Source organism: Streptomyces sp. NBC_01142 (assembly GCF_026341125.1).
Classification (GTDB): domain Bacteria; phylum Actinomycetota; class Actinomycetes; order Streptomycetales; family Streptomycetaceae; genus Streptomyces.
Map to the genome: position 1 here is coordinate 3,555,709 of NZ_JAPEOR010000001.1, position 15,956 is coordinate 3,571,664.

11 protein-coding genes and 2 pseudogenes are annotated in these 15,956 nt (G+C 71.2%); 9 read left to right on the forward strand and 4 right to left on the reverse strand.

Features of this window, described 5'->3' with window-relative positions; all coding sequences use genetic code 11:
- Positions 1 to 59 precede the first annotated feature (59 nt).
- Positions 60 to 683: a WD40 repeat domain-containing protein gene (locus OG883_RS15950; protein WP_266540568.1), complete on the reverse strand. Its 624-nt coding sequence runs from the start codon at positions 681 to 683 to the stop codon at positions 60 to 62.
- Between the two features lie 170 nt (positions 684 to 853).
- Entirely contained in the window at positions 854 to 3,736 is a 2,883-nt protein-coding gene (locus OG883_RS15955; protein ID WP_266540570.1) for a BTAD domain-containing putative transcriptional regulator, read from the reverse strand.
- Between the two features lie 266 nt (positions 3,737 to 4,002).
- Here OG883_RS15955 and OG883_RS15960 point away from each other — a divergent pair, with 266 nt between their 5' ends.
- From OG883_RS15960 to OG883_RS15970, 3 genes and pseudogenes are all read left to right on the forward strand, one after another.
- On the forward strand, positions 4,003 to 4,536 hold the full coding sequence (locus tag OG883_RS15960) for a hypothetical protein (protein WP_266540572.1): 534 nt from the start codon (positions 4,003 to 4,005) through the stop codon (positions 4,534 to 4,536).
- Positions 4,537 to 5,919: 1,383 nt separating this feature from the next.
- Positions 5,920 to 7,983, forward strand: coding sequence for a SpoIIE family protein phosphatase (locus OG883_RS15965; protein ID WP_266541602.1), 2,064 nt, complete (start codon positions 5,920 to 5,922; stop codon positions 7,981 to 7,983).
- A gap of 263 nt (positions 7,984 to 8,246) precedes the next feature.
- A pseudogene (locus OG883_RS15970) lies at positions 8,247 to 8,939 on the forward strand (serine hydrolase domain-containing protein); the annotation flags it as partial.
- A gap of 95 nt (positions 8,940 to 9,034) precedes the next feature.
- On the opposite strand, the gene OG883_RS15975 reads toward OG883_RS15970, so the two are convergent.
- Positions 9,035 to 9,175, reverse strand: coding sequence for a hypothetical protein (locus OG883_RS15975; RefSeq protein ID WP_266540574.1), 141 nt, complete (start codon positions 9,173 to 9,175; stop codon positions 9,035 to 9,037).
- 41 nt (positions 9,176 to 9,216) lie between these two features.
- On the opposite strand from OG883_RS15975, the gene OG883_RS15980 reads away from it, so the two are divergent.
- The 4 genes and pseudogenes from OG883_RS15980 to OG883_RS15995 all read left to right on the forward strand — a co-directional run bounded on the left by OG883_RS15980 (position 9,217) and on the right by OG883_RS15995 (position 12,103).
- Positions 9,217 to 9,474, forward strand: a complete 258-nt coding sequence (locus OG883_RS15980; protein WP_266540576.1) for a helix-turn-helix transcriptional regulator — start codon at positions 9,217 to 9,219, stop codon at positions 9,472 to 9,474.
- A gap of 187 nt (positions 9,475 to 9,661) precedes the next feature.
- Positions 9,662 to 10,422: pseudogene (locus OG883_RS15985) on the forward strand (aminotransferase class IV family protein).
- A gap of 300 nt (positions 10,423 to 10,722) precedes the next feature.
- Positions 10,723 to 11,070 carry a DoxX family protein gene (locus tag OG883_RS15990; RefSeq protein WP_266540578.1) on the forward strand — a complete coding sequence of 116 codons (348 nt, stop codon included), beginning with the start codon at positions 10,723 to 10,725 and terminating at the stop codon, positions 11,068 to 11,070.
- Positions 11,071 to 11,392: 322 nt separating this feature from the next.
- Positions 11,393 to 12,103 carry a hypothetical protein gene (locus OG883_RS15995; protein ID WP_266540580.1) on the forward strand — a complete coding sequence of 237 codons (711 nt, stop codon included), beginning with the start codon at positions 11,393 to 11,395 and terminating at the stop codon, positions 12,101 to 12,103.
- On the opposite strand, the gene OG883_RS16000 is transcribed toward OG883_RS15995, so the two are convergent.
- Positions 12,097 to 13,128: a trans-acting enoyl reductase family protein gene (locus tag OG883_RS16000; RefSeq protein WP_266540582.1), complete on the reverse strand. Its 1,032-nt coding sequence runs from the start codon at positions 13,126 to 13,128 to the stop codon at positions 12,097 to 12,099. The genes OG883_RS15995 and OG883_RS16000 overlap by 7 nt on opposite strands.
- A 101-nt stretch (positions 13,129 to 13,229) precedes the next feature.
- Here OG883_RS16000 and OG883_RS16005 point away from each other — a divergent pair, with 101 nt between their 5' ends.
- The gene (locus OG883_RS16005) at positions 13,230 to 14,183 is read left to right on the forward strand and encodes a helix-turn-helix domain-containing protein (protein WP_266540584.1); all 954 of its coding nucleotides are present in this window, start codon (positions 13,230 to 13,232) and stop codon (positions 14,181 to 14,183) included.
- A 433-nt stretch (positions 14,184 to 14,616) separates the two neighbouring features.
- The gene (locus tag OG883_RS16010; RefSeq protein WP_266540585.1) at positions 14,617 to 15,897 is read left to right on the forward strand and encodes a CdaR family transcriptional regulator; all 1,281 of its coding nucleotides are present in this window, start codon (positions 14,617 to 14,619) and stop codon (positions 15,895 to 15,897) included.
- Positions 15,898 to 15,956 lie beyond the last annotated feature (59 nt).

Genomic DNA, 15,956 nt, shown 5'->3' on the forward strand with positions numbered 1-15,956 from the left:
GGGACGGCCGCCGTTGCGTCCCGTGCGCTTGCGGGGCGATCCGGTCGGCAGGCCGCGGATCACGGCGAGGATTTCGTCGATGTGGTTGTCAGTGAGGGGAACACGAAGAGGCCGCTGTCCGTGCCGAAGTAGCCGTATCCCGAAGGTTCGTTGAACAGCGGGATGTTCCCCGGCCGAAGGTTCTTGGCGAGGACCTTCTTGGTGCGGGACTCGATGGCGAGCGCGGTCGTGTCGTCAGCGCCCACCGTGCCGTACAGCACGCCGTTCGGAGAGAAGCGCCGCGGTGTCATCGAGTTCTCGCCTGCCCGCTGGGCCCAGATCTCCTTGCCGTCGGCGAGCTGCCATACGGCGGTGCCGTTCTCCGTGGAGGACGCGGCCAGCTGGTGGTCGGGGGAGCGGATGAAGGAACCGTTGCTGTTGATCCTGTCGGCGGTGGCGCCGGTGTAGGTGTACTTGGCGGCGGCGCCGATCTGCTTACCGGTCGTCATGTCGTACGTCGCCGTGACCCAGGTGTGCCGCGTGAAGGCGCCGGCGCCCCACGAGGTGAGGATCTTGCCGTCGGGTACGTCGAGTACCCGGATCTCGCCGCTGGCCGGCTGCTTGATCTCGTTCAGCTCGACGCCCGAAGGCGGTGTGACGTCCGCCGTGCTCCACACCTTCTCGCCGGTGGCGAGGTCGGACATGACGAGTTGCCGCCCAACCGCCGCCCCCGTTCACTGAGATGGGCACTGCTCTCCTCCTCGTGCCTGGCGGTGTACTGGTACTCGTACACCGTGCACGTACGACCCCGATCTGCTGTGCACCCTCTGAGTTCCCGTTGGTGATACGCCCGGCGCCGGCCGGTGACGCCGACTCACTCCCTGTCCACCTCCGCCAGCGCTGCCCGCAACTTCTCCTGCAGCTCCGGGTGTTCCGCCGCTCGCTCCACGGCCAGTGCCGTACGGAACTCGCGTCGTGCCCGCGCCCGCGCTCCTGCCGCCGCGTACGACTGACCCAGGCGGCGCCGGATCTCCATCTCGAGCCGCGTACGGTGCGGCTCCGAACGCCGTGAGATGCCTGCGTGCAGCGCCAACGCCTGGCGATGGCGGAGTTGCGCCTCCGCAAGGTCCTCCGCGACCGATCCCAGCCGTGTCAACGTCAACGCCAGCAGCAGCGCGTCGCCGGCCTCCCGCAGCAGTGCCTCACTGCGCAGCAGCACCGCCCGCGCCTCCGCCCGGTCGCCGAGCGCCGCATGGCCGTCCGCAAGGGAGACCAGGCGCTGGCTGACCGGTATCGGGCGGCCGTTGCGCTCCGCCGCGGCGAGCGCCGCCCGCGCGTCGGCGAACGATGTAAGCACCTCACCCTGCATGAACCGGCTCATCGACCGCAGCGCCAATGCCAGCGACACCCCCCACTCGTCGTCCGCCCGCTTCAGGACCGGCAGCACCTCATCCATGGTGGCCGTCACCGTGTCGTACCGCCCCTGCAAGTAGTCCTGGATGGCCAGACCGGTCAGAGGCAGCGCCGCCATCGACTCGTCGCCGTTCTCGCGGGCGCACTTCAGAGCCTGCCGGAACCAGTCGCCACCCGGCGCGTGCCGGCCTTGTTGGTAGTCCAGCAGCCCGAGCGACACCGCGGTCAGGACCCGCAGCGCCGGGTCCCCGCTCCGCTCCGCGGCGCGCAGCGCCGTCGTCAGCGCCGTGCGGCCCTCGTCGTAGCGATCGTGGTGGAGGAAGTAGTCCCGTAGCGCCACAGCCAGCTGCGTCGCCAGGACGTCCTCGCCGTGCGCCGCCGCGTACCTCGGTACGTCCGCCAGGTCCGCCCCCGCCTTGTCCAGCCACCGCGCCGCGTCCCGCGCGGAGTCGAACCGCTGCGGATCCCCGTCCGACGCCCGCCCGTCGTCACCGGTGAGCCGGCCCGCCTGGACGTACAGCTCCAGTACCTGCCGGCGGGCCTGCGCCGTCTCCTCGGGCAGGGCGTCGGCCAGTTTCCGGGCGTGGACGCGCACGAGGTCGTGGAGGCGATACCGCCCCGGGCCCGGCTGCAGCACCAGGCTCGCGTCGTACAGCTCCTCCAGTATGATCTCCGCCTCATCGACGCCCAGCCCGAGCATCACCGCCGGTGTCCACGCGTCGAACTCCGGGGTCGGCGCATGGCCCAACAGCCGGAACGCCCGCTGCCGGGCCGGACGCAACTGCTCGTAGGACATGTGGAAGGCGGCCTCCACGCTGCGGTCCCCGGCGCTCAGTTCGCCCAGTCGCCGCTCCTCCCGCGCCATCCGAGCCGCCAGGTGGGCCGGCGACCACGACGGCCGGTGCTGCAACCGCGCGCCGGCGATCCGCAGGGCCAGCGGCAGGCCCCCGCACAGCCGCGCCAGGTCGGCGACCGCCTCGGGGGCGGCGTCGGTGCGCGCCTCGCCGATCAGGCGGCGCAGCAGACCGATCGAGTCGGTGGTCGGCAGTGGCTCCAGGGTGACGCACCGGTCCGCGTCCAGTCCGGTCAGCCTGCGCCGTCCCGCCACCAGCACGTGGCTGCCCGGACCTGCAGGCAGCAGTGGCCGCACCTGCGCGGCGCTTCCCACGTCGTCGAGAACGAGCAGCAGCCGCAGCCCGCTGGTGGCGTCGCGCCACGCGGCGATCAGGTCGTCGCGGTCCTGGGGAACGTCCGCGTCGGCCGTGCCGAGCGTGCGCAGCAGCCGCTGGAGCAGCCGCTTCGTCAAGGGCCGGTCGCCCGCCGGTGAGTGGTGCGTGAGCAGATCGAGGAAGAGGACGCCGTCCGGGTGCTGAGGGCGAAGCGTCCACGCCGCGTGCACCAGCAGCGATGTCTTCCCGACCCCGGCAGGCCCGTCCACCGTCGCGACGGTGACGGCATCGTGGAGGGCGGGTGCGGTCAGTGCGGCGACCTCCGCGAGGCGGCCGATCAACTTACCTGCGTTTCCGGGGAGTTCGTTCACTGTGCGAAGCGGCCGGGCCTGCGCCGACACCGGCGATGCCCGGGGACGCCGCGAGGCAGCCGCCGTGGAGGCCTTCGAGGCGGGCGCAGCGTCCGGGAAGGCAGAGCCGCCTGCGGTGGCCGAGCCGCCGAGGACGGCCGTGTCGTCGTGACGGAGCACCGCCGCGTGCAGGTCCCGCAGGGCCGCGGACGGTGCGGCCCCCAACTCCTCCCGCAGCCGCCGCCGCAGCCCCTCGTACGCGGCGAGCGCCTCACCCTGCCGACCTGTGCCGTACAGTGCCCGGATCCTCAGCGCCAGTACCGGCTCGTCCAGCGGATGGGCGGCTTCCGGGGAGGCCAGGTCCGCGAGGACCTCGCTGCCGCGGCCGAGCTGCAGCAGACACTCCAGCCGCTGCTGTTGCAAGGACCGGCGCTTGATCAGCAGCCGCTGCCGTTCCCCGAGCGCATACGGGCCGGGCAGCCCTGCCAGCGGTTCCCCGCGGAACAGGCGCAGGCCCTGCTCAGCGGCGGCCAGTGCCCCCGAGGTATCACCGGCATCCAGCAGCCCGCCCGTCCCCATGGCGAGTTCGGTGAGGCGTGCTGTGTCGAGCCGGACCGGTGCGGTGAAACGGTAGCCGCCCGACCCGCCGCGGATCACCGATCTGTCCCGCCCCGCACCCGGAACGTCCAGGGCCCGCCGCAGTGCGTATACGTAGCTGGGCAGGACGCGCCGGCCTGTCGGCGGCGGCTGGTCGCCCCACACTCCGTCGATCAGCTGCTCGTGGCTGACCAGCCGGCCGCCGCGCAGCAACAGCGCCGCCAGCACCGCCTGTCGGGCCGATAGCCGCCTCCCGGTCGCCCCGCCACGCCTGCACGGGGCCGAGTAACGCGACGTGCAGTTCCTCCGACGCCCCCATTGCCATTTGACTTCCTGTCATCACGGATCATCAGAATTTCATCGCTATTGCAGCGGCGTGCACCACGGTTGGCAAGTCACAGCAGGAACGCGGTCGTCGTGGTGCCGTACGGGGGACGGCACCACGACGACCGCCTGCAACCCGGCGCCGGGCGCGCCCGACCCACGGAGGTGCCATGACCCCTGAGGTTGCACTGCTCCTGGGCCGCTGCGGCCTCGTTCTGTACGGCCTGGACGACGGCAGCTGCCGGATCTGCGGTGCCGGCGGCTCGGTCGTCGGCCGGGTGGAAGGCGGCGCGGGCGCCTGGAGCGCCTGGGCGCGGCGGCACGACGGGTGTCAGGTCCTGGTCGCCACCGACCTGCCGAGCCGGAACGCGGCGGTGTGCGCGGTCGCCGATCACGCCGAGTGGGAGGGCCCGGCAAGGGTCCGGCCCGCCGAGACGACACGGAGGTACCACATGACGAGCATGAAGCGGCGCCACCTGTGGAGCCTGGCCCGAGAGGCCCGTAGGGCGCGGGAAGCGGGGGAGATGACGCATACGGTGCAGCTCTACCTCAATCGGCCGGTGTACGGAAAACGGGCCGTCAGGCGGGTGGACCGCGGAGTCGACGAAGTGATCCACGCCATTGAGGGCGCAGGCTGGGAGTGCTGTGGAGTCGAGCCGTGGCTCGGCACCGGTGTGCTGCTCAGCTTCGTACGGGCCGACTGATGGCGTCGCGCCGGGCCGGCTCCGGCTGTTCCGGAGGAGTGGCTGCGCCGCGCGGCCGACGCCGTGGACCGGGCGGAGGGAGACGCCGCAGCCTCCGGCCCGAGCGGGACGCAGCCTTCATCAGCCTGGCGCTCCGGGACGGGCATCGTACGGGCCGATCCAGAAGCATCGGCCGGGGCCGGACCACTGCCCGGGCCCGCTGCGGCCTCAACCAGGCGCTGCACGATTTTCACCGGCCGGCTGGACAGTCCAGGGCCCCGGGACATCGCCGAAAGGATTCGGACGGTTCGGTCCCACGACCGTCGACAACACGTTCCGCGAGGCGGAAGTGCCCAGCCACGACGTGGTGATGGTGAGCGTCCCGCGATGATGTGGGGGATTCCCAGGAGCTGTGGACGAGGCGGGCGTTCAGCGGGTGGTCGTCGGCGTGAGAGGTGAACACAGCCCCCGCCGGGCTCCAGCGCGGCGCTCCCGCGCCGGATGCCCGCGCGGCGATGGCGGCCCCCGGGTGGCCGGTGCGAGTCGGCTCCGTGCCTCGCCTCACTTCGTGACCATCTCGGTGTGGGGCGAGCGGGATCCTTCGGCGGCGGGTTCGGTGAGCAGCTCGTCTCGCGGCGAGGGGAGACCGTGCCCTGGTGGCGATGACCGGCGGCCGCCCCCATTCCCTCCTGACTCCGGCCCACCTGCGGTGCGGCGACACGTGCCCCGCACGCGACGCCACCGAGGTTGTGGCGAGCCCTGACACCCCGTGGCCGGATTGACGACGTACTGGCATGCCGTGACCATTCGGGTGGCTGGCCCGCCGGCCTGCCGCCGAGGGATTGGCGCTCTCCCTCGAGCACTGTGCCCGGGTGTCGTCGCGAAGAGGCGGGCGTATTGTCCGTATGTGTGTGAGCTTCGGCGTATGGGTGATGTTCGGTGTGGCTGGTGCGGCGCAGCCCTGCCGGAGTCGACGGGACGTGGTCGCCGGTATTGCCGCGCTGCGCATCGGCGGGAGGCCTGGCGGGCCCGGCCTCGGTGGCAGGCGGCGGCCGGTGCGCGTCAGGAGATGGCTTCGGTGGGTGCGGATCTCCGGGGTGAGGTGCAGGCTCTGGCGCAGCCGGTGGGTGAGCCGGCTTCCCTGCCGGGGGCGGCTGAGGGGTGTCGTTGTGCCGTGCCTGCCAAGGTCCGCAGTCGGAGCAGCTGCTGCGATCGACGGTGCCGGCCGATCGGCAGGCTGGGGCGAGCCGGGCGCAGATCGGCTCGGGTCCGGGTGTCAGTGGCGAGGCGGCCGACGCTCGTTTCGGACGGATGCGGGGTTCTGAGCCGACTGCGGCCGGGGGAGGCTGAATGAGCCAGAACCAGGCCGGCTCCCGTGCGGCTGCGGGCACCGGCGGGCAGATGATGGACATCGCGTTGGTGGACCTGGTGCGGGAGACCGGCGCGTCCAAGGGCATGCTGTATGTACTGCCGCCGGGCGGGGACGCTCTGTGGCTGGTCGTGATGACGGGGGCTCCGCGGGAGATCGCCGCTCCATGGACGCGAGTGGGACTGGCCGATCCCATTCCGGTGGCGGACGCTGTCCTGGAGCGGCGCCTGGTCTGGGTCGGCGGCATGGAGGAGACGGCGCGCCGCTACCCGCGGCTGTCGCTCGTGCTGCCTTACGACTTTGTGCTGGCTGCCGCCCCGGTCATCTGCGGCAGCACCGTCCTGGGCGGGCTGGTGCTGCTGTGGACCGGGGCGCATGCGCCGCAGCTGAGCCCCGGCGAGCGTGACGCCGTAGACGCAGGCTGCCACCGGCTGGGCCGTGTCCTGCAGGAAGCTGCCGACCACGGCGACCCGCTGCCGCCGGACCGGCCGCGGATCCTGCCGCCGGCGCCCGCCCGTGTACTGGGACCGGCCGAGGCGGCGGCTGCCTTCATCGAGCGCCTGCCGGGAGGATCCTGCGCTCTGGACCTGAGCGGCCGGATCACCGTCATCACCCCCGAGGCCGCGGATCTCGTCGGAGCAGATGCGGCCGATCTGCTGGGCGCCAGGCCCTGGGAGGCGTTGCCGTGGATGGACGTCCCCGAAGTCGAGGACCGCTACCGGGCGGCGTTGGTCGGCCAGCAGCCCACCTCGTTCACCGCCCTGCGCCCGCCGGATACATGGCTGTCGTTCGAGCTGTACCCGGACTCGTCCGGCATCAGCGTCCGCATCGTTCCCAGCACCCCCGCCGAAAGCCCTCCCGAAGCCGAGTCCGCGCCGGCCGCGGGGCCGAGCCGCGCCACCGTGCTGTACCACCTGATGCACCTGGCCACCACTCTCACCGAGGCCGTCGGCGTCAAGGACGTCGTCGACCAGACCGCCGATCAGCTCATGCCCGCACTGGGCGCGCAGGCCATGGCGCTGATGGCCCCGGAGGAGGGCCGCCTGAAGATCCTCGGCTACCGCGGCTACAGCGACGCACTCATGGACCGCTTCGACGCCATCCCCCTGACGTCGGACATCCCCCCTGCCCGCGTCCTGGCCACCGGCGTCCCGAACTTCGTCGCCGGCTTCGACGACCTCAAAGCCGCCTACCCATCGGTGGCGCACGAGGACGGCATGGCCTCCTGGGCCTTCCTGCCGCTGATCGCCTCCGGCCGCACGATCGGCTCGCTCGTCCTCGCCTACGACCGGCCCCAGCTCTTCCCGTCCACCGAACGCGCGGTCCTCACCTCACTGGCCGGACTGATCGGCCAGGCCCTGGACCGCGCCCGCCTCTACGACACCCAGTACAACGTTGCCCGCCGCCTCCAGGCCGCCCTGCTGCCCCACACCCTCCCCGACATCCCCGGCCTCAACGTGGCTGCCCGCTACCTGCCGGCCGGACACGGCGTGGAAGTCGGCGGCGACTTCTACGACCTCATCCGCCTGGACGACACCACCGTCGCCGCGGCCATAGGTGACGTCCAGGGCCACAACATCGACGCCGCCGCCCTGATGGGACAGGTCCGCACCGCCGTCCACGCCCACGCCGCCGTCGGAGCACCCCCCGGCGACGTCCTCAGCCGGACCAACCGTCTGCTCATCGATCTCGACCCGGGCCTGTTCACCAGCTGCCTCTACGTGCACCTCGATCTCGCCCGCCACGCCGCCTGCCTGGCCAGCGCCGGCCACCCGCGCCCTTTGCTGCGCCACGTCGACGGCCGCACCGAAGTCCTGCGCGTTCCTCCAGGCCTTCTGCTCGGCATCGCCCCTGAAGCCGACTATCCGGCCCTGGAGTTCCCCCTGCCGCCCGGCTGCGTGCTCGTCCTCTATACCGACGGACTCATCGAAGCACCCGGAGTCGACCCCGACGACGCCATCGCCGCGCTCGCCGGACTCCTCGAGCACGCGGACGCCGGCGACCTCGATGCCATGGCCGACACCCTGATCCGGCACGCCCCTGCCCCCGCCGACGACATCGGCCTTCTCCTCATCAGCTTCCAACAGACCAGCGAATGAGCAGACACCACCGCACCCTGCCGGCGGATACGCCGGTCACGGCCGAACCACTGCCGACCGCCCGCCGTCTCTCGACGCGCTCACCCAGGAGGGAGACAAGCAGTCGTCCGGCGCTGCAACGTTCACGCGCCGCGTGTGACGCTCGCATGCACGTCGCTGATCAGGGCGCCGAGCGTACCGGCGTTGGCCGGCGGAGCCGGTAGCCGCTGCAGGACGGCCCGAGATCGTCCGCCGGCCCTGCGGCAGCGGCTCGGTTGGTCCCCGCGCCGGACGAATGGATGGCCAGGCTCTCCCGTATTCCGCTGCTGCACCAGCCGGGTGACGGCTGGTTGTACAACACCAGTTCCGACCTTCAGGGCGTGCTCATCGCCCGGGTCGCGGGCCGACCGCTGCCCGAGTTCCTGGCAGAGCGGCTGTTCGAGCCGCTGGGGATGGTGGACACATCGTTCGCTGTGCCGGCGCGAAAGCTCGACCGGTTCACGGGCTACTACCGGACCGGTCCCGAGGGCGGTCTCGAGCTGGTCGACGCCGCCGACGGGCAGTGGAGCAGTCCGCCGGCGTTCCCGTCCGGGGCCGGCGGTCTGGTCTCGACCGTCGACGACTGGCTGGCGTTCGGCCGGATGCTGCTCGCTGAAGGGACGGCCGGCAGCCGACGACTTCTGTCGCCGGAGTCGGTACGGCGGATGACCGCCAACCACCTGACCCGGCCCGAGCGCGAGGCGGCCGGGTTGTTCCTGGAAGGGATGGGCTGGGGTTTCGGCGGCGCGGTCGACGTCGAGGCCGCGGAACCATGGAGCGTGCCCGGACGCTACGGCTGGGTCGGCGGTACAGGCACGACAGCGCACATCACACCGTCCACCGGCGCGGTCACCGTCATGCTCAGCCAGCTGGAGATGGGCGGGCCGAGCTTCCCTGAGCTCATGCGGGACTTCTGGCGGTACGCGGCCGGCGTGTGAAGCAGGAGCGTGTCCTGAACGACGTACGCCCCGAGTCCCCAGCAACTTCGGGAGCCCGAGGCATACGTCGGTTCGTCAAGGATCAGGTGCTCCTGTCAGCGGCTGTGGGCCGCCGCGAGCTGACTGACAAGGGTGGCGAACGGCATGTCGAGATCTGCGTACACGTCGTTCGCGATCGGATGCGCGTTGTCGGCGAGCATCTCGACGGCGAGGGTGGCGTAGTCGCTGACGATCACCCCTGCCCGAACCTGGTGTACCCGTACCCGGCGTCGCCACGGTGTGGTCGCAGGAGGTCGTCCCCACCACCGACGCGCTCAACGCTCTCATCGGACGCACCCGGGCCCGGATTCTCGTCACCCTCACCGAAGCGGCCACCACGAGCATCCTGGCGCGCCGGCTGTCCATGGCGCCCGGCGCGGTCAGCCAGCACCTGAAGGTGCTGTCGGAGAGCGGCCTGGTCACCCGCGGCCGCAGCGGTCGCGAGGTGTTCTACGAGCGCTCTCAACTGGGCGACTCGCTGTGCGCGGCCTCGTGAGGCGGGTGGCCGGGGACGTGGGCGCCAACGCGCAGCCTGTTTCCGGCCGCAGGGACTGGTGCCGTGCCCACTTCACATTCACCAGCCACAGCTTCTCCACGGCCGAAGCGTGCCATGCGGACTGATACGTGGTTACTCCCGCGTATACCGCAGTCCCAGCGGCAACCGTGCGATCTACCGTGGGCGCATGACGTACATAGAGATCAACGGCGCTGTCGCCACCGCGGAAGCACTGCACATCCCGGCGCTCAACAGCTACGGGCACTTCACCGCGATGCAGGTCAGGGACGGCAGGTGCGGGGCCTCTCCCTCCACGTGGCCCGGCTGGAAGCGGCGACCAGAGAGCTGTTCGACGCAGATCTGGACGGCGAGCGGGTACGCGAGGACATCCGGCACGCGCTCGCTTCGGCGGGGCGGAGCGACGCCTCGGTTCGCGTCTACGTCTATTGGCCCGACGGCGACGAGCGGGCGACCCTGATGGTCACGGTGCGGCCGCCGCAGACCATGGCGCCGCAGCCGAAGCGGCTGGCGTCCGTGCCGTACGTCCGCGAGATGGCGCACATCAAGCATCTCGGCGCCTTCGGCCAGAACCACTTCCTGCTGAACGCGATGCGCGCCGGCCTCGACGAGGCGCTGCTGGTCGACCCCGACGGGGTGGTGACGGAAGGCGCCATCACCAACATCGCTTTCTGGGACGGAAGTTCGGTGCTCTGGCCCGACGCTCCCGCCCTGCTCGGGATCACGATGGCACTGCTCGAGCCCAGACTGCCCTCCGAACGTCGCCGGGTGACGCTCGCCGACCTGCCCTCGTACGAGTCGGCGTTCCTCACGAACTCGCAGGGCTTCGCGCCCGTGCAGTGGATCGACGAGGTGGAGTACACGGTGGGCGAGAAGCTGATGGAGCGGGTGACGGCGGCGTACGACGCGGTGGCGTGGGACCTGATCTGACGTACACCGCCACGCGTGCGCCGGGGACAAGGGCGATCGGCGCGCGCAGGTCCGCTCGACGCGTGGGCGCCCGCGCCGGATCGCAGGGAGTCGAAGAACCTGATCCACCAGGATGCCGGAGCATGAGGGCGGCAGAAGTCACCCAGAACGAGGCGAACGTGGCCCACAGCCGGGACCAGGCGATCGGATGTCGATCCTCTGTCACATTCCCGCGTTGCGGCGGGTCATAGCAGTGACGAACTGAAAGACGCCTCGCCGGAGCACATGCGCCCCGGCGTCAGCCCGATGGGAGCACTCCTGATGTCCACCGCCTACGTCGTCGTCACCGTCCTGGCCGCCGCCATGACCGGCTTCTCGGCCGTCTCCGTCTTCCTTCGCGCCAAGTGGGTCGTGCAGCCCATGGCCGGCTACGGCGTTCCGCTCTCGTGGCTGCCCTGGCTGGGCACGGCGAAGGCCGCGGGAGCGGCGGGTCTGCTGATCGGCCTGTTCCTGCCGGTCATCGGCGTCGTGGCGGGGATCGGCCTGGTGCTGTACTTCGCCGGGGCCGTCGTCACCGTCCTCCGCGCCCGCTGGTACTCCCACATCCCGTTCCCTCTGGTGTACGCGGCGCCGGTGATCGGCGCCCTGGCACTGGGGTTCAGCGCCTGAGCGCCGTCCCGGGCCGAGTGGACAGGTGACAGTGGGGTACGGCACACCTCGGGGCCGACGGCGGATGGAGGCAGCGCCGGGAGTGCGGCCCGGCGAGCGCCTCCCTCCAGGGGCACGCGCCCGGCCGCTGTCACGGTCAGCCGGCTACGGCCGGTCGAATCCTTCCTGTCGCGACCAGCGGTTCGCGACGTGACGTCCGAATGCTGTGAATCGGCTGCGTGGTCGACATCGGCCCGTGGAGTCACGTGTGTTGCTCGGCGCGCATCCCCGGGGTCACAACTCAGGGACTTCGAGGCGGAGATGTGCTCGATAGGATCCACAGATGTCGAACACCCCTACGTCAGGCGCCTTCCGCACCGAACGCCTGTGGGCTGCGGCCGGTGTGCTGTTCGTCGTGCTCCTTGCCACGTCGGGCTGGTCCTGGCTGACCTCGTCGGAGTTCGATGAGCACTGCGCCCGCGGGATGGTTGAGGGCCCCGGACGACTGCTGGGCTTCCGGCGGCAGACGTTTCCCCCAGCCGTCATCTGCGAGTACGAGCACGGTGAGGTCTCCGCGGGTGGCACGGGATTTTTTGGCGTCGTGATGTGGATCTGTCTGATGGGCATGGCCCTCTGCGTGGTGCTGGCGCTGTTGGCCGAATGCGTCGAACTGCCTGCCGGGGCCGCCTCCGCCCAGCGCATCTCCCGTACCGAGAAGCTGCGCCGGACAGGAACGGCCCTCTTCGTCACTGCCTCGGCGTTCCTCCTGGTCTACGGATTGGCTGCATGGCCACTGGTCACCGGCCCGTCATCGGCCTGTTCGGCCAGAGGGGAGTGGGGGACGTACCCGCCGAGCACAGTGGAGTACAGCCTGTTCCCGCCCCAGGCGACGTGCATGTACCGCAGCGGGGAAACGTCGAAGCTGAACCCTGGCTGGGTCGAGGTCGTGACGACCGCGTTGTTCGTGCCCATGGCGATCTCCGGGGTCGGCGTAGCGCTCGCCTTGCGGCGCAGGCAGGCGGATGTCAGCGTCCGAACGAACCGCTCCTACTGACACAGTTCGAGCGAAATGTGCGCGGACAGGGCGCGGAGGTAGTCGGACGCGTCGAAGATCGCGCCGGCGGAGGCGACACCGACCGTCCGGGTCTGTCCCGTGAGGACACGGTGGACTGCTTCCACCGCGAGCGGCGCACTCACGGCATAGATGTCCTGGCCGCGCGCCACAGCGCGCCGTTCCGCGCCGCCGGAGCGCACGACGGCGTCGACGAGGAAGGTCTGCGCGGACCGCCCGCGCTCGTCGACCGCAGTCGGCGTCGGCGTGTCCGGAGCCGCCAGGTCGCCGGCCGCCTCAACTGTCATGTAGGTGCGCACCTCAGGGATGGCCAGGTGGCTGGGGACGGTGACGACGTCGGCCATGGTGAACTCCCCGATCACTTCCCGGGCCCCCATCGGGTCGGGAAAGGGCCACTTCAGGGTGGGCAGGGCGTCTTCGTGGTACTCCAGCCGTCCGTGGCTGTAGCGGACGCGCCGGCCGTCCCTGCGCTGCCCGGAAACCGCGCCCGCGACGCGGGTCCCGGCTGTGGGGTGCCAACTGCTCAGCCCGTACGCGACATGCGCCTCGTCGGCCGCCGTCCAATCGCCCATCGCCGCGGAGACCAGCAGGTCGCCGAGGCCGCCGAAGAAGGCCATCGCGGGGACCACCACGGTGCCCGCAGCGCGGGCGCGATCCGCGAAGTGCGTGAACGTGTCGAGATTGGCCTCGATCTCGGCCGCCACATCCACATACGGGATCCCGGCGCGCAGTGCTGCCTCGATCACCGGGGCGGCGGTCTCGGCGAAGGGCCCGGCACAGTTGATCACGGCAGCCGCGCCGGCCAGCGCGCGGTCGAGTGAGGCCGGATCGTCGACCGATGCCGGCCGGGCGTCGAGCCCCGGACAGGACGCCGCGAGCGCCCGCAGCTTGTCCGTATCGCGTCCGGACAGAACCGGGACGAACCCTCGATCCCGCAACTCCGCCACCACAAAGCGCCCGGTGTGCCCGTAGGCGCCGAACACCGCCACCGTTTGACCCGATCCCATGACTTCTCCCGCAGCGCTCGAACGATCAACTGTGGACATCCTGACGGTGGCGGTCGATCCTCGCGAGTGTCCGGAACGCCATGGCCCGTACAATTCCAGACATGGGTACTGTCGCGCTGACCGTCACCGACGGGATGCTGCACTTCGAACTGTCCGTGGCGTACGAGGTCTTCGGCGCCGACCTGTCCCACGTGGCCGACCCCTGGTACGACGTTTCCGTCTGCGGGCCGGGCGCCGTGCAGGTCGGCCGGTTCCGGCTTGAGCCCGACTGCGGGTTCGACCAACTCCCGCACGCCGACACGGTGATCGTCCCCGGGTGGGCCGATGTCGATGAGGACCCGCCCGCCGACCTGGTCGACGCGGTGCGCGCGGCCCACGATGCGGGCGCGCGGGTGGCCTCCCTGTGCACGGGCGCGTTCGTGCTGGCCGCCGCCGGCCTGCTGGACGGCCGACGCGCGACCACGCACTGGGCGCACACCCGGGCACTGGCCGCCCGCTATCCCCGGGTGGAGGTCGACCCGGACGTGCTCTACGTGGACAACGGCAGCGTGCTCACCTCCGCCGGCAAGGCCGCCGCGATGGATCTGTGCCTGCATCTGGTCCGCCTCGACCACGGCTCGGCCATCGCCAACACGGTCGCCCGCCGCCTGGTCGTGCCCCCGCACCGGGCCGGCGGCCAGGCCCAGTTCGTCACCGCCCCGGTGCCCGCCCGGGACGACCACCCGCTCGCCGAGCTGTTCCCCTGGGCGATCGAACGGCTCGACCATGCGCTGACCGTGGAGGACCTGGCCCGGAGGGCGAACATGAGCTCGCGCAACCTGGGCCGCCACTTCAGGTCGGTGACCGGCACCACCCCGCTGCAATGGCTGCTGACCCAGCGGATCCGGCGCGCCCAGGAGCTGCTGGAGACCACTGGCGACAGCGTCGATGCCATCGCAGCGGCTACCGACATGGGCACCGCCACGACGCTGCGGCGGCACTTCAACCGCACCATCGGCGTGCCCCCGGACACCTACCGCCGCACCTTCCGCAGCTCGCGATCCAGCGCTCGATGACGAGCCGCCACCAGGGCAGGGAGGGCCCGGCCCTGCTCCTGCCGCCCACCCGGCTTACGAAAACCGGCACCGGTCGAGGTCTGCGCAGAGCCGGGGGCGACCGGAGACGCGGACCGAGCTCAAGACGGACGTTTGGCTGATGGGATGCCTCGGCAGGACGCCGTTCTGCCTGTTCCACCTGGAGGGGGAGCAGGTATCGGCCCGTGACGAGGTCAGGCACCTGCGGTGCACCGTCGGCTTCGGCGCACGGCAGCACGGCTGCAGTGCCCGCCAGGCACAGCCGCGCGACTGCGCCACGGCTGCTGTACGGAATCATCACGGTTTGGCGGAAACCTCGCCGCGCGGTGACCGACTGCTTAGCATGGGGCTTCTTGGAAGGGCGCGGCCCACCTCCACGTGGTGCTCTCGCACGCCCACTCCACCTGGAGGGTCCATGCACACCAGTCCTCGCGGCCACGACGCAGCCGTCAGTCGCCCGTTGACCGAGGGCGCCACAGACCCCTCACCGCTCCAGCTCTTCGGCCGCGCCTGCCGGCTCCTCCTGGGCCATGGCACGGAATTCACGGACAGCGTCGTGGACAGGATCCGCACCGAGGTGCCGTACTACGCCGACCCGGTGCTGGCGCCGCCCGACCTGCCGCAGACCGTGGGCGCCGGCGTCCGCCACGGGCTGGAGGTCAGCCTGGATCCGAGCCGCATCGTGGACGTCGAGCGGTACACGAGAGAGCTCGGCATACAACGCGCGGAGCAGGGCCGTCCGCTCGACGAGGTGCTGCACGCCTTCCGTGTCGCCGGCTCGGAGGTGTGGAGCGGGATCATCAGTGCGGTGGAGCGGGACGGACTCGGCGACATGCGCCAGCTGGTGCACGTGGCCGAGATGGTGTGGAAGAGCAACGACCGCGACGCGTTCCTGGTCGCCGACGCCTACCGGCAGGTCGCCAAAGGCGTCGCCAGCCGCCACGGTGAACGCGTCCGTCTGATCCTCGCCGCCCTCCTGGAGAGCCGCAGCGCACCCGAGTTCACCCGGGATGCGGCGGCCATCCTGGATCTGCCGCTCGGCGGGCGATTCGCGGTGGCGGCGGTGCGGGCCACACCGCCGTACGGCCGCGTGCCGGATACCGTTCCGGAGATCCACGGCGTCCGGATCCTGCGCCACGTCTGCCGGCAGTGCGATGTGCTCGTCGCCCACCTCGGCGGATTGCCCCTCGACGCGTTCGTCTCCGGCCTGGCCGCCGGCCCCGGGCTCCGGATCGGGATCAGCCCGGTCGTCCAGGGGCTGGACGGTCTGGCCCGAGCGCGTGACATGGCCGAACTCGCCCTGCGTACGTGCCTGGCGGATGGCGACGTCGTCCGGCTCGACACCTGTCTGCCCGACGGGCTGCTGATCTCACGACCCGACCTGTCCGCCGAGCTCGCCCACCGGGTTCTCCGGCCGCTGTACGACCTGGAACCCGCCGACCGCGACCTGCTGTTCGACACCCTCACCGTCTGGATGGAGAACGGCGGCTCCGCCGTCCAGAGCGCCCGGCGCATGTTCTGCCATCGCAACACGGTGCTCAACCGTCTGCGCCGCTTCGAGCAGATCACCGGACTCGCCCTGTCCCGCCCCCGCGATCTGGTGCAGCTCACTCTCGCGCTCGACGCACACCGCCTGTTCGGACCGGCCGCCGCGCTCGGAGGCGAGTTCGAATGGAACCCCCTGCCGTCCCCGTGAGCAGGGGCCGGCGCGGGGCGGAATGGGCATCAGCACAGTGACTCCATGACGGCGTTGGG